This is a genomic window from Streptomyces sp. R-74717, assembly GCF_047305335.1.
GTDB lineage: Bacteria > Actinomycetota > Actinomycetes > Streptomycetales > Streptomycetaceae > Streptomyces > Streptomyces atratus.
Window position 1 is genome coordinate 3,191,160 of the sequence record NZ_CP102361.1, and the last position, 13,821, is coordinate 3,204,980.

Below are 13,821 nucleotides of genomic sequence, written 5' to 3' on the forward strand. Positions count from 1 at the left end.
GCACCGGTCGCGGCCCCGGTCAGCCTGCGAAGTTCCAGGAGATGGTGCCGGAGCCGGTGACCAGGCAGGCCGGCACCACGAGGTCGGCGATGCCGAGCGCGAGCCCCAGGCAGGCACGGCCCCGACGGGAGGTGGAACGGGCCAGGGCGGTGATCCGCCGACTGATCGGGCACATCGGCATCACGCCCCACTGCCATTCCGACGAGCACCGTCGGCGCTGGCCACACTTCCGACGCCGCAGCCAAGCCCGCCGCTGCCACTACCCACGCCGAGGCCATGACCCCCACATGCGGTTGCAGTACCAGGCCCCCGGCCGGCGGTGCGGTGTCAATCGCCTGCCGGGCCGGCCTTCGCGGGCGCCAATGCCCGGGGCGCCACGCCCCGTTGCCTACGGGGCCGGAGCTCCGCGGGGGCGGGGTCGAGGGCCGCGGTGAGGTGGCGGCGCAGGAGCGGGCCGAGCCTGCGGTCGACCTGGCGGTTCAGGGTGGCGGCCAGCAGGAGGGAGAAGAGGAGGCCGAGGGCGATCGCGGGGAGAAGGCCGAGCGCCGGGGCGGCCTTGAGGACGCCGCGGGCGACGGGTATGCCGACGCTCTGGTGGACCAGGTAGAAGGGGTAGGTCAGGGCTCCGGCGTAGACGAAGGTCCGCCATTGGAGGTGGCGCAGCCTGCTGAGGCCGGCCACGGCGAGCAGTACGAGGAAGCCGGTGAGCACGGCGGCGCTGGCACCCCAGTCGGAAGTGGGGTGCGTGGCCACGCGGTCGTCGAGGACGGTCAGGGTGTAGCACCACGCGAAGCCGGTGAGGAGCCACAGGAGCAGGTTCGGGCCGAAGCGGTGCATCAGGTAGCAGGCGATGCCGGTCACGAAGAGTCCGGCGTACTGGCTCAGCAGGAGCTCGTCCAGGACGGTGGAGTTCAGTTCGCGGCCGATGGACGCCAGAACCAGCCAGAGGAATCCGAAGGCCACGACGCGCAGGTAGGTCAGGCCGATCAGCAGCAGAGCCCCCATGAGCAGGTAGAAGCGGGCTTCCACCCAGAGGGTCCAGGCGACGCCGGCGGTGAAGTCCACGCCCAGCGGCCCGGGGATCATCGTCAGGTTGCCGAGGGTGGTGCGCAGGTCCGTGGGCGCCCCTGACCGCTGGCCGACGAGCACCGCGACGGTTCCCATGACCACGACGATCAGCACGACCGCCCAGTACAGCGGGAAGAGCCGGGCGATGCGGGAGACCGCGAACTGTGCGGGGGTTCGTCCCCAGCAGCTCATGCAGATGACGAAGCCGCTGATCAGGAAGAATGCTTCCACCCCGAGCCAGCCGTAGCCGCTGACGGCGTGGAGCAGCGGTGCCGCCTGCGGCAGGTCGTGGTTCTCGCCCCAGAAGCGGGGGGTCGGGGTGCCGACGTAGTGGTAGGCCGCCACGGCGACGGCCGCGAGGAGCCGCAGCGCGTCGATCGCGGCCAGGCGACCGCCCTTGGTGGAGGCACCCGATGGTCGCGCCGGCGTTGCCCGGGCGGGCCGGAGCAGGTTGCGGGCGGCTTCGCGGAGTGCGGACTCGGACATGGAATCTCCTGTTGCGAGGCGGCCGGTGCTCAAGGCCGCCGTTGAGGGAAGGAGGAGGGCATGCCGCTCCTGGCCACCGGCGACGCCGGTGGCAGGGTGGGGACATGACGGGGTGTTCTGGGACGTCGCGAGTGGCGCTGGACCCGCGAGGTCCGGGGCACGCCGCCGGCTCGGTCGCCATGAGGCGGGCAGGAGCCGTCGGGGAGAGGTCGCTCGGACGTCACGCGTACGGCCGTGCACACGCGGCTGTACGCCGGATCGCCGAGGGAAGCGGGAAGCCGGAAGCGGGAGTGCTATCGAGGCTGACCGGAACGGTCCGCTCTGCTCCTTGATCTCACCGGCTCGCCTGCGGTCAGGCCGGGTTGGCGGTGTCGGAGCCGTTCCCGCGGCGCATGCGCAGGGCCACGGCGACGGCGCCGACGGCCGTCAGGATTTCTTCGGTGCTCACCCAGCCCGAGAAGTACAGCGTGACGAGGAACAGTGTCGCGGCGAAGGCGAGCCCGGTGGTGCTGCGGATCCCGGCGAAGGCCTGGCGGCCCGCCAGGACGAGGGCCGCGGCGAGCGGGACGCCCAGCCGCCAGGGCAGGACGGGCCCGATCCCGAGCGGGTCGATCACGACCATGGCGGCCACCAGCAGAACGGCCCACACCGCCACGGCGAACACCCCCGCCCCGCTCCGCACCCGGCGGGCCGGGCGCAGGTCGGGCGGGCAGGCGAGCGGGAGGGCGGCGATCAGGATCGGCGCGAGGAGGAAACCGACGAGCTCCCACCGCAGGTCGGGCGGCGTGCGCCAGATCGGGTAGAGGAAACTGGCCGAGGAGCCCACGGTCCCGGCGACCGCGCACAGCACGCCGGGGAGGTGGCGTCCGGCCAAGGCGACGACCGCGCCGATCAGGGTCAGCAGGTAGCAGCCGTTCATCAGGGTCAGGAGCGGGCCCGCGCTGCCGTCGGTCCCGGCGGTGCGCATGACGTACCAGTCGCCGGCGTTGCCGATGAGGTTGAAGGCGGCGTACGCGGCCGTCGCCGCCAGGCCGAACGGGGCGGCACTGGCGAAGAGCCGGCCGCCCGGGTACGCGGAGCCGATGCCGAGACGCAGCCGCAGGGCGTGCAAGGCGACATCGGCGGCTTCGCGGAGGCGGGCGCGCGGGCCCGCCCCCTCGGTCGCCTCCTGGTAGGCCTCGGCTATCTCGCTGCCGAACGCGCGACGGAAGCCCGCCGGATACAGGCGCAGCAGTACGGGGTTCACGTGGTGGCCGCCTTGCCGATGACGCCGAGGCGCCGAGTGGCCTCGCGCGCGGTGGCCGCGATCCGTTCGGCTTCGGTGGCCAGGGCCTCGCGTCCGGGGGTGGTCAAGGTGTAGGTGCGCCGCAGCCGGCTGTCCACGACCTCTTCCTTGTGGACCTCGATCAGCCCCTGCTGCAACAGGCGCTCCAGCGCGCCGTACAGCGTGCCGGTCCGCATCTTGACCCGGCCGCCCGAGATCGCCTCCACCTCGCGCGCGATCGCGTAGCCGTGGCGTGGCTCGTCCGCGAGCGCGGTGAGGAGGAGCAGGGTCGGTTCCTGCATCGCACGATCAGTCATGTGAGAACCATATGTCATTCACCGACATATGACGCCAGCGGCCCCCAGGAGTGCGGAGCGAGCGAAAAAATAGGCTCCCTCGGCGGCGAGGACGAAGAGGGCGCGCGCCTCGTCGGCGGTGAGCCCGGTGACATCGGTCCGGAATCCCGGCAGCAGCGCGATGCCGCGGCGCCGCCCCCGCTCGGCATGGACCGGGACGCCGGAAACAGAGAGCGCCTCGATGTCCCGGTAGATGGTGCGTACGGAGACTTCGAGGCGCTCGGCGAGCTCGGTGGCGGGCATCAGGCCGCGGGTCTGGAGCAGCAGGAGGATCGGGAGCAGCCGGTCGGCTTTCACGTCACCGGCTCCCCCCTACCCCTCCGCGCCCCGCCCGCCGCGCCCGTCCGGCTATGCGCGCGGCACCCGCGCCAGTTGGCGGGACTGGGCCACCAGCCGGTCCGCGCTGTCCCAGACGTCCGCGTCCTCCTCCAGGAAGCCGCCCGCGAGGTTGCGGGTGGTGATGGAGACGCGCAGCGGGCCGGGGGCGGGGCGGCAGCGGATGTGGGTGGTGAGTTCGATGGTCGGCGTCCAGCCCTTGAGGCCCAGTTCGAACGAGGTGGGCGGCAGCGCGTCGACGGCGAGCAGCAGCGAGAGCGGGTCGGCGTCGCGGCCGTCGGCGAGGCCGAACCAGCCGCGCATCTCGCCCTTGCCGGACGGGGCGCCGACGGCCCAGCCGACCGTCGCCGGGTCGATCTTGATGTCGAGCCGCTCGGTGATGGCGGAGCCGCCGGGGATCGGGGCAGGGCCGCCGTCGGCCGGGCCGAGGCAGCGCTCCAGCGGCGGGATGGCCGGCGGCTTCGCCGATGTGCGGACCTCGTCGGACAGCGTGTCCAGGTCACCGTAGGTGCCGATGACACGGATGCGCTCGATCTCGGTGCCGTCCTGCGCGAACTGGAAGAGAGATGCCTGGCCGGTCGAGAGCGTACGGCCGGAGCGGACGACCTGGGTCCGGATCACCGCGGGGCCTGGGGCGGATGCGGTGAGGTAGTGCGCGGAGACCGAGAAGGGATCCGGGTGCGGGAGGGCCTCGCCGAGTGCGCGGCCGAGCACGGCCAGCAGATAGCCGCCGTTGACGGCCCCGAGGATCGTCCATCCAGCGGAGAGTTCGGCGTCATAGACGCCGCCCTCGCGAAGGGTGACCGCGGTGTCGCGGTCGAATTCGCTGTCCCCGATGGTTGCCTGCGCGGCCTGAGCCGTCTGCGCTGCTGCCTGTGCCATGCGATGCACCGTACACCGATTGTATTACTAAGCGGTAGCTTTTAGGTGCCCGGAAGACGTCGGCGCAGCCGGACGCGGGCTCGGCGTCCGGGGTCCGTCCCATGGAGACGGTCCGACGATCCCGCGACATGCGTACGGGACTTCGCACCCACCCTGGTCCCGGGCGGGCGCGAAGTCGCGTCAGGTGGCCGCGGGGCCCTCCTCGGCCGTCGCCGACCGCCGGTTGTAGGCGCGCGGGGCCCGCCAGTGGTAGCGCATCGCCAGCAGCCGCAGCACGAAGGCCATGATGACCGCGGTGCCGCTGGTGAACGCGTTGAGCGCGTCGAAGCGGATGCACAGCACGATCATGGCGGCGCCGACCATCGCGGGTACCGCGTACAGGTCCCGGTCCCAGCGCAGCAGCGAAGGCACCTCGTTGGCCAGTACGTCGCGCAGCACACCGCCACCGACCGCGGTGGCCAGCCCCAGGGCCGCCGACGCGGTGAGGCCGAGGCCGTAGCCGTACGCCTTGACCGTGCCCGTGACGCAGAACAGCCCGAGGCCGGCCGCGTCGAAGACGTTGACGCCCACCTGGATCCGTTCGACGTGCGGATGCAGGAAGAACACCAGGCCGGCGGCGAGGAGCGGGGTGATGAAGTAGCCGAGATCCGTGAACGCCGCGGGCGGGACCGCCCCGATGACAATGTCACGGAACAGCCCCCCGCCCAGCGCGGTCACCTCGGCGAGTACCGCGATGCCGAAGACATCGAAGTTCTTGCGTACGGCGAGCAGTGCGCCGGAGATCGCGAAGACGAAGATTCCGGCGATGTCGAGCGCATGCTGGACGGAGGGCGTGAACAGTTCGTTGAGCACCGGGCAATTGTGCCGGTACTACTCCTTCGGGCTGTCCTCCGGCGTATCGGACGATGCGGCGCCGTCGTCCGCGGCGGTCTCGTCGGCCTCCGGCTTCTGCACCCTGACGATCTCGATCGCCTCGCGCGCCGCCGCCGTCACCGTCTCGCCGGGCGCCTGGTCGGGCGCGTCCTCCGGGTGGTGGCAGGCCACCTGGTGCCCGGTCTTCAGCGCGACCAGTGGCGGTTCCTGCGTCTTGCAGATCTCCGTCGCCTTCCAGCACCGGGTGTGGAAGCGGCAGCCGCTGGGCGGCGAGATCGGCGACGGCACGTCGCCCTTCAGCAGGATGCGCTCGCTCTTGGCCGAACGGCGCTTCGGGTCAGGGATCGGGACCGCCGAGAGCAGCGCCTTGGTGTACGGGTGCATCGGCGCCTTGTAGAGCGACTCGCGGTCCGCCAGCTCCACGATCTTGCCGAGGTACATCACCGCGATCCGGTCCGACACGTGCCGTACGACCGAGAGGTCATGGGCGATGATCACGTATGTCAGACCGAGCTCGGTCTGGAGGTCGTCGAGCAGGTTCACGACCTGCGCCTGGATCGAGACGTCCAGCGCCGACACCGGCTCGTCCGCCACGACCAGCTTGGGGTTGAGCGCGAGCGCGCGGGCGATCCCGATGCGCTGGCGCTGACCGCCGGAGAACTCGTGCGGGTAGCGGTTGTAGTGCTCGGGGTTGAGGCCCACGACCTCCAGCAGCCGCTGCACCTCCTTCTTGACGCCGCCCTCGGGCGTGACGCCCTGCAGCTTGAAGGGGGCACCCACGATCGTGCCGATCGTGTGCCGGGGGTTCAGCGAGGAGTACGGGTCCTGGAAGATCATCTGCATGTCGCGGCGCATCGGGCGCATGGCGCCGACGCCGAGGTGCGTGATGTCCCTCCCCTCGAACTCGATGTTCCCCGCGGTGGGTTCGAGCAGCCGGGTGATCAGCCGGCCCATTGTCGACTTTCCGCAGCCGGACTCTCCGACGACGCCCAGGGTCTCGCCCGAGTGCACCTCGAAGTCGAGCCCGTCGACGGCCTTCACGGCGCCGGCACTGCGCTGCAGCAGCCCCTTCTTGAGGGGGAAGTGCTTCTGCAGCCCGGTCACCTTGAGCAGCACCTCGGGGGAGGCTGCGTCCTTGACCGCCGCGCCGCTCCCGGCGGACCTCTGCGCCGGAACGTCCACGCCCTTGTCCTCGCTCGTCACGGCCTTGTCCTCGCTCACAGCTTGGGCGCAATCTCTTCGGTCCAGATACGCTCCCGCTGCTCCTGCGACATGTGGCAGGCCGCCCAGTGCCGGCTGCCGACCTCCTGCAGCTCGGGCCGTACGGTGCGGGTCACGTCGTCCTTGGGCACATCCGCGTACGGGCAGCGCGGGTTGAAGGCGCAGCCCGACGGGATGTTGATGAGCGACGGCGGGGAACCCTTGACCGGGATGAGCCGGTCGGTCTGGTCGCGGTCGAGGCGCGGCATCGAGCCCAGCAGACCCCAGGTGTAGGGGTGCCGGGGCTCGTAGAACACCTTCTCGGCCGGTCCGCGCTCGATGCAGCGCCCGCCGTACATCACCAGGATGTCGTCGGCGAGCTCGGCCACGACGCCCAGGTCGTGGGTGATGATGATGACCGCGGAGCCGAACTCCTTCTGCAGGTCCCGGATCAGGTCGAGGATCTGCGCCTGGACGGTCACGTCCAGGGCGGTCGTCGGCTCGTCGGCGATCAGCAGCTCGGGGTTGTTGACCAGCGACATGGCGATCATCGCGCGCTGGCGCATCCCGCCGGAGAACTCGTGCGGGTAGCTGTCGACGCGCTTGTCGGGCTGTGGGATGCCGACCCGGTCGAGCATCTCGATCGCCCGCCTGCGGGCGGTCTTCTTGTCCACGTCGTGATGGACCCGGTACGCCTCCACGATCTGCTTGCCGATCGTGTAGTACGGGTGCAGCGCGGACAGCGGGTCCTGGAAGATCATGGCCATGTCGCGGCCGCGCAGTTTGCGCACCTCGTCGGGGTCCGCGGACAGCAGTTCCTTGCCGTCCAGCCAGATCTCGCCGGAGACCTGCGCCTTGCGCTTTCCGTACTGGCCCGTGGTGTGCAGGCCCATGATGCCCAGCGACGTGACGGACTTGCCGGAGCCGGACTCGCCGACGATGCCGAGGGTCTTGCCCTTCTCCAGCTGGAAGTTGAGCCCGTCGACGGACTTGACCAGACCGTCATCGGTCGGGAAGTGCACCTTGAGGTCGCGCACTTCGAGGAAGGCGGTGGGAGCGGGCGAGCCGGCCGGGGCAGGTTCGCCCAGCGCGGCACCGCTCTTGTGCAGTTCGGTCATCCCAGCCTCACTCGCGGGTCGATGACGGCGTACAGAATATCGACGACGAGGTTGGCGACGGCGATCGCGAGAGCCGCGAACAGCGTGACGCCGAGGATCACGGGCAGGTCCTTGTTGCTGATGGCCTGGACCGCCGCGAGTCCGAGCCCCGGCAGGTTGAACGTGGACTCGGTGAGGACGGCGCCACCGAGGAGCACGCCGATGTCGAGGCCGAAGACGGTGAGGATCGGCGTCATCGCGGAACGCAGGGCGTGCCGGGTGATGACGGTGCCCTCGCCCAGCCCCTTGGCGCGGGCGGTGCGGATGTAGTCCTCGCCGAGCACTTCGAGCATGGTGGCTCTGGTGAGCCGGGCATACATCGCGGCGTTCAGGAAGGCAAGCACGATCCACGGCAGGACCAGTGTCTGGAACCAGGTGCCGATGCTGTCGTCCGTGGAGAGGTTGTCGGCGATGTGCACCCAGCCGAGGTTGTGCACGAACAGGCCCATCGCGACCATGCCGGTGAAGAAGATCGGCAGGGAGACGCCGCCGAGGGCGGTGGTCATCGCGGCACGGTCCCAGATACTGCCGCGCTTCAGCGCGGACACGACACCGGTGGCGACACCGCCGAGGAGCCACAGGACGCAGGCACCGGCGGCGAGCGCACCGGTGACGGGCAGGGCGTCCTTGAGCGTGGTCCAGACCGGTACCTCCGTGCGGAAGGAGTAGCCGAAGCAGGGAGCGGCGCAGTGGGTGACGTCGTCACCGTTCGCGTAGTCGCGCCCCATCGGGATGCCCTTGACGAAGTCCCAGAACTGGACGAGGAGGGGGTCGTCGAGACCCAGTTTGATCCGGATGCCCGCGAGCTGCTCGGCACCCGTGGCCTTGCCGGCGAAGAGGACGGCGACGTCCTGACCCGCCCACTTGGGCAGCATGAAGAAGATGGTGAAGGTCGCGAGCAGTACGACGAGCACCATGATGACTACGGCGAACAGGCGCCGGATGAGATAAGCAAGCACTGTGCGCGGCCCGCCGGTGGCCGGGAACCCCTTGTGGGGGCTCCCGACCACCGCCCCGGGCCATCACCTGCCCTTCGGACTGGCGGGTTTCGGCGGCGGTGGAGCAGTCAACCGGGTTGACTGCACATGCTGTTGACTACAGCGATTACTTGACGACGCCGAGCGAGACGTAGTCGTAACGGCCGTTGTAGGCGTCGGACATGTAGGCGTTCGTCAGTCGCTTACCGCGCCAGGTGATGTTCTTCTCGTAGATGAAGGGCATCCAGTCGGCCTGGTCGAGGATCCGCTTGTCGAGAGCCTTGTAGATCTCGCCGGCCTTGTCCGCGTCGGTCTCCGCGATCGCGTCGTCGAAGAGCTTGTCGATCTGCGGGTCCTTGATCTGCGACTCGTTGTAGTTGCCGGTCTCCGAGAGGAACCGGCTGTCCCACAGCGGCTGACCGAAGCCCTGGCCGGACGGGAAGTCCGGGCCCCAGCCGCTCATCGTCATGCCGTAGCCGCGCTTCTTCACGACGGACGGCGAACCGGTGATGCTGGACGACTCGGCGCCGTCGATCGGGTCGACCTCGATCTTGATGCCGACCTTGCCGAGCTGCTCCTGGAGCGCCTCGGCGGTGTCGATCTCGCCCGGGTTGTTGTTACGGGCGCTGAGCTTGGTGGTGAAGCCGGTGGGCTTACCGCATGCCTTCAGCTCTTCCTTGGCCTTGGCGGCGTCCGGCTTGCCCTTGCGGGCGAGGACGCCGTACGGGTCGTAGTCGCTGTGGCCCTTGATGGAGGCCGGCAGGGTGCTGTTGGCAATCGCGCCACCGGCGATCTCGCCACCGCGGGTCTGCTGCAGGGCCGCGAAGTCCGTGGCGTAGAAGACGGCCTTGCGGCAGTGGACGTCGTCCAGCGGCTTCGCCGTGTGGACGAGCGCGACGTAGCGGACGAAGGACGTCTGCATGTTGTCGACGCTGTCCTTGTGGTCCTGGACGGCGGTCACACGACCGGACTGGGTCATGCCGGTGCCGTTGAGGTCGACGTCGTAGTCGCCCTCCATCAGCTTCTTGTCGTTCTCCTCCAGGTTGGCGGAGATCGTCACCGTGACCTTGTCCGGGAGCGCAGCACGGACCGGGTCCGAGGACTTCTGCCACTTGTCGTTGCGGACGAGCACGATGCTCTTGCCCGGCTTGTACGACTCGAACTTGTACGGGCCCGAGGAGAACGGCCGCTGGGTGTACTTCGCCTTGGTGTCCTGCGACGCCTTCACGGGCGTGCCGGACGGCATGGCGAGGAACTGCTCGAAGTCACCGTTGGGCTTGGGCAGTTTGAAGATGATGGTGTTGTCGTCGGGCGTCTCGATCGCCTTCAGACCGAGCTTGTCCGGGGACGAGTCCTTGTAGGGGCCCTTGTACTCGCCCTTGGGGTCCAGCGTCTGCTTCAGGTACTGCGGGCCACCGGTGATGGTGTCCGTCGCCCAGATGCGCTCGATGCCGTACTTGACGTCCTTGGACGTCAGCTTGGAGCCGTCCTCCCAGGTGATGCCGTCCCGCAGCTTGTACGTGTACGTCTTGCCACCGTCCGAGATCACACCGGGGCCGGTGGCGAGGTCGCCGACCAGCTTGGTGGAGGCGGCGCCCGGCTTGGTGTCGTAGGTGACCAGCTGGCGGGTGTAGAAGCGCATGAAGTCCCAGGCCATGCCGTAGTAGGCACGCTGGGGGTCGGCGGAGTCCAGGTCCTGCTTGCCGACCATCTTCAGCGTTCCACCCTTCTTGGTGGACGCGTTGGCGACCTTGTTGAACGCCGCGTTGAAGCCGGCGCCCTTCGCCTTGCCGCCGCCGCTGTCGCCGTCGTCGCCGCCGCCGCACGCCGTGGTGGTCATCAGCGCCGCGACCACGAGGGCCGCACCAGCGGTGAGCCGTCGTTTCGAGGTAACTGTGGACATTTTCTCGTAACCTCCGAGATCGCGGTCCCAGGCCATTGCTTGCCGGAGAACCATGGGAAGAGCCACCTGACAGTGCGGCAGGGGCAAGTCGTGGGCTATCGGGTCCCCTTGGGATCCAGGGCGTCGCGCAGCCCGTCCCCGAAGAGGTTGAAGGCCAGTACGGTGATGAAGATCGTCACGCCGGGGAAGACCATGAACATCGGGTCGTGCTCGTACGTCTCCAGGGCGTCCCGCAGCATTCCGCCCCAGGAGGCCGTGGGCGGCCGCACACCGGCGCCGAGGAAGCTGAGGGCCGCTTCGGTCAGGATGTTGGTGGGGATCATGAGCGTCGCGTAGACGGTGATCGGCGCCACCAGGTTCGGCAGCAGCTCCCGGAAGAGGATGTGCGTCCGTCCGCCGCCGAGACTGCGCGCCGCTTCCACGTACTCGCGTTCGCGCAGCGAAAGCGTCTGGCCGCGAACGATGCGTCCCACGTACGGCCAGCCGAAGAAGCCGATGACGGCGACGAGCACGGCGATGCGCACCCCGCTGCCGGTGAGGCCGAGCAGGTCGTCGGGGAGGACCGAGACGAGGGAGATGATGAAAAGGAGCTGCGGGAAGGACAGCAGCACGTCCATCACCCGGCTGATCACCGCGTCCACCCAGCCGCCGAAGTAGCCGGCGATGATCCCGAAGAGCGTGCCGAGCGCCACGGCGACCAGGGCCGCCAGGAACGCCACGAGCAGCGAGATCCTGGCGCCGTAGACGATCCGGCTGAAGATGTCGCGCCCCTTGTTGGGCTCGACACCGAAGAGGAAGTCGCCGCTCACGCCGCCGAGGGGCCCCGTGGGGAGATTGGTCAGCGGATCGAGCTTGTCCTGGTGGAAATCGTTCGGCGGGTGTCCCAGCAGGCCCACGATCAGGGGCGCGAAGACGGCCACCACGATCAGGACGAGGACAACGATGCCACCCGTCAGAGCCACCTTGTCCTGCTTCAGGCGGTTCCAGGCAATCTGCTTGAGGGAGCGCCCCTCGACCTTCTTCACCCCGGAGTCGGCTGCGGGACCGCCGGTCGCGATCGGGCCCGCTTCCGTGGTCGGCTCGTGCAGTGGTGCCGTCATCGTGGCAAGGACCCCTCTCAACCGGCGGTGGCCGGGCCGAACTGGCCGCTGTGGCGGCGCGATCAGTCAGTCGTACGCAGAGGCGGCAAGACGCCCTTGCTGCCGGAGTCTTCATTGCCGTCGCGCGAGGTAGCCATAGCGTCAGGCGAATGGATGCCTAACCGTGATGCGGTCAGGGGTGTTCCGTTATCCGGACGGAAGTGAACGCCCCTCGAACACTGGTCAGTTGAGGCGGAAGGGGGCACGCGCGTAGATTCGCGTCGCTTTCACCATCAGACACCCCCAGCAGGGAAAACTCGGACATGGGGGAGTTCCGGCCCGTGACGAGGGTCCGGGCGACGTGCCGGTTCACCCGGGCGCGGACGGGGGTGGGCGGCCGCATTCCGGAAGTCGGGTGCGTACAGCGACATTTCGGGTGCCGGGGAGATGCAACTCCGCTGCCGGCAGGATCAGTACGCGCCCTGCGGCGGCGGGTAGCCGTAGCCCGTCACCGGGGCCGCCGGTACGTGGGCCTCGCGGTCGTAGAACGGACGGGAGTTGGCACGCAGCCACATCGCGACCGGGTCGTACTCGTCGGACATCGCGACGGTGGAGACGGGCAGCCCCTCCGGGACCGCGCCGATCGACTGCTGCATCATCGCTCGCACCGCGTCGACCGAGGTCTGGCTCGTGTCGTAGAGGTCGAGACCGATGGCGAGATACGGGACGCCGAGCGCGGGCTGCACCCACGCGCGGCGCAGCGAGCGGATCGCGGGGGTGTGATGGGCGTTCTGCGAGAGCAGGGCGTAGAACTGCGGGATCTCGACGGCCGGTTCGGTGAGCCGGAGCGGGCCCGCGGGCATCCGGTCGAGGCCGGTGGCGATCCGGCGCAGATCCAGCCAGGGGATGCCTACGCCGCCGCCCGGGGCGTGCGGGTTGAGCCAGATGCCCCAGCGGTCGGGGAAGAGGGCGCGGGCGATGTCGCGGCCGCCCACCAGTTCATGGGCCCGGTTCCAGCCGCTGGCCGAGAGCTCCTGGGCGGAGGTCACACAGGGCGCGTAGCCGAGGCCGTCGATCTCCATGTTCCCGTACTGGGCGTCGGGCGAGCCCGCCTGGCCGTGCCAGAGGAGCATCCAGATCCGGCCGTTCGCGAGGGCCTGCAGCAGTGCCTCGTACGCGTCGTAGCGCCCGGGCGTCACTTGGCGCAGCATGTGCTCGACCTGCCCGGCCGCCGCGGTGCCTGACGCACTCACCTGGTCCCGCCCCTCTTCGATCCACTGTGTCGGCCCGCCGCTCCCGGGGCACACGGGTGCGGCATGGTGCCGTGGCACCAGCCATCAAACCAGCTTATGCGCCGGTCCTGACACCGACTTGACGCCTTGGGTCGACGCGTTGATCCGCTCCGAAGGCGTCCGCGGGCGCCGTGCCGGGCGCTACTGGCCCGCGCGCTGGTAGAACGGCCGGACCTTCTCCCGCATCCAGTCGCCGACCGGGTCCTGAGCCACATCGAGCAGGACCAGATTGACCGGCCAGGGCACCTCGACCCGGCCGAGCGCACGGCCGAGGGCGTCCAACGGGGCGTTGCGCCCGGCACCCTCCCAGGTGGAGAACTCGACGCCGATGAAGAGGACGGGCTCGCCGCCCTCGATGCTGGCCAGCGCCCGGCGGGCGGTGAGCACGACACCGCTCTCCTCGAATTCGCCGGCCGCCGCGGAGAGGAAGTCGACGGGCTCCTCCTGCCAGGCCGGCTCGTACAGCCGGACCCTGCCTCCGCTGGCCGGCCCGTCCAGCGGGGTGCGTCCGGCGCGGCAGAGCTCGGCCACGGCGGGCGGCGGCAGCGGCATCCCGACGGCGCCGCCCGGGTTCACGGCGATGCCGAGCTGTGGAGGCAGGCCGCGGGCGAACTCGCGGGCGGGCGCGACGGCGAAGGACATCTGGGTACCGACGCAGCTGAGGAACTGCTGTTCGGAGCTGAACACGGGAACGTACGGAGCGCCCTCGATCTCCAGCGTGGGCAGGTCCAGGTCGGAGGAGTCGGGTCCGCCGCCGCCCGGCAGGGGCACCCAGACGTGGCTGCGCCCGAGCACCTCGACGAGCCGTCCGCCCGCCTCCGGGCTGCCCACCGAGGCCATCAGAACCTCTTCGAGCTCATTGGCCGGCCATCCGCTCTGCGGATGGGACTGGACCTGTGCCGGAATGTCCACTGCTTCCCCTTCTTGCTCGAGCCTTCCGGCAGAAGG

General features: G+C 69.7%; 12 protein-coding genes and 2 pseudogenes. All 14 read right to left on the minus strand.

The window, feature by feature from the left end:
- Nucleotides 1-19: 19 nt before the first annotated feature.
- Nucleotides 20-154 (minus strand): annotated as a pseudogene (locus NRF20_RS14275) (DUF4190 domain-containing protein); the annotation flags it as partial.
- A gap of 173 nt (nt 155-327) precedes the next feature.
- Nucleotides 328-1,554 carry an acyltransferase family protein gene (locus NRF20_RS14280; protein ID WP_398630379.1) on the minus strand — a complete coding sequence of 409 codons (1,227 nt, stop codon included), beginning with the start codon at nt 1,552-1,554 and terminating at the stop codon, nt 328-330.
- A gap of 352 nt (nt 1,555-1,906) precedes the next feature.
- Nucleotides 1,907-2,800 (minus strand): hypothetical protein, encoded by an 894-nt coding sequence (locus NRF20_RS14285; RefSeq protein ID WP_266357717.1) that lies wholly within the window; start codon nt 2,798-2,800, stop codon nt 1,907-1,909.
- Entirely contained in the window at nt 2,797-3,135 is a 339-nt protein-coding gene (locus NRF20_RS14290) for a PadR family transcriptional regulator (RefSeq protein WP_266357719.1), read from the minus strand. The genes NRF20_RS14285 and NRF20_RS14290 overlap by 4 nt, the downstream gene beginning before the upstream one ends.
- A 69-nt stretch (nt 3,136-3,204) precedes the next feature.
- A pseudogene (locus tag NRF20_RS14295) lies at nt 3,205-3,471 on the minus strand (helix-turn-helix transcriptional regulator); the annotation flags it as partial.
- A 51-nt stretch (nt 3,472-3,522) separates the two neighbouring features.
- Nucleotides 3,523-4,392 carry a thioesterase family protein gene (locus tag NRF20_RS14300; protein ID WP_413752669.1) on the minus strand — a complete coding sequence of 290 codons (870 nt, stop codon included), beginning with the start codon at nt 4,390-4,392 and terminating at the stop codon, nt 3,523-3,525.
- Nucleotides 4,393-4,572: 180 nt separating this feature from the next.
- Nucleotides 4,573-5,244 (minus strand): trimeric intracellular cation channel family protein, encoded by a 672-nt coding sequence (locus NRF20_RS14305; protein WP_266357723.1) that lies wholly within the window; start codon nt 5,242-5,244, stop codon nt 4,573-4,575.
- Nucleotides 5,245-5,262: 18 nt separating this feature from the next.
- Nucleotides 5,263-6,468, minus strand: a complete 1,206-nt coding sequence (locus NRF20_RS14310; RefSeq protein WP_398630381.1) for an ABC transporter ATP-binding protein — start codon at nt 6,466-6,468, stop codon at nt 5,263-5,265.
- Between the two features lie 14 nt (nt 6,469-6,482).
- A complete protein-coding gene (locus tag NRF20_RS14315) occupies nt 6,483-7,583 on the minus strand; it encodes an ABC transporter ATP-binding protein (protein WP_266357727.1) in 1,101 nt (366 codons plus the stop codon).
- Complete coding sequence (locus tag NRF20_RS14320) at nt 7,580-8,581, minus strand: ABC transporter permease (RefSeq protein ID WP_398630428.1); 1,002 nt, start codon at nt 8,579-8,581, stop codon at nt 7,580-7,582. Before NRF20_RS14320 ends, NRF20_RS14315 begins: the two co-directional genes overlap by 4 nt.
- Before the next feature lie 145 nt (nt 8,582-8,726).
- On the minus strand, nt 8,727-10,502 hold the full coding sequence (locus NRF20_RS14325; RefSeq protein WP_398630382.1) for an ABC transporter substrate-binding protein: 1,776 nt from the start codon (nt 10,500-10,502) through the stop codon (nt 8,727-8,729).
- Between the two features lie 95 nt (nt 10,503-10,597).
- Entirely contained in the window at nt 10,598-11,602 is a 1,005-nt protein-coding gene (locus NRF20_RS14330) for an ABC transporter permease (RefSeq protein ID WP_266357731.1), read from the minus strand.
- A 449-nt stretch (nt 11,603-12,051) separates the two neighbouring features.
- Nucleotides 12,052-12,834 carry an enhanced serine sensitivity protein SseB C-terminal domain-containing protein gene (locus NRF20_RS14335; protein WP_266357733.1) on the minus strand — a complete coding sequence of 261 codons (783 nt, stop codon included), beginning with the start codon at nt 12,832-12,834 and terminating at the stop codon, nt 12,052-12,054.
- A gap of 180 nt (nt 12,835-13,014) precedes the next feature.
- Complete coding sequence (locus tag NRF20_RS14340) at nt 13,015-13,785, minus strand: enhanced serine sensitivity protein SseB (protein WP_398630384.1); 771 nt, start codon at nt 13,783-13,785, stop codon at nt 13,015-13,017.
- Between the last annotated feature and the right edge of the window lie 36 nt (nt 13,786-13,821).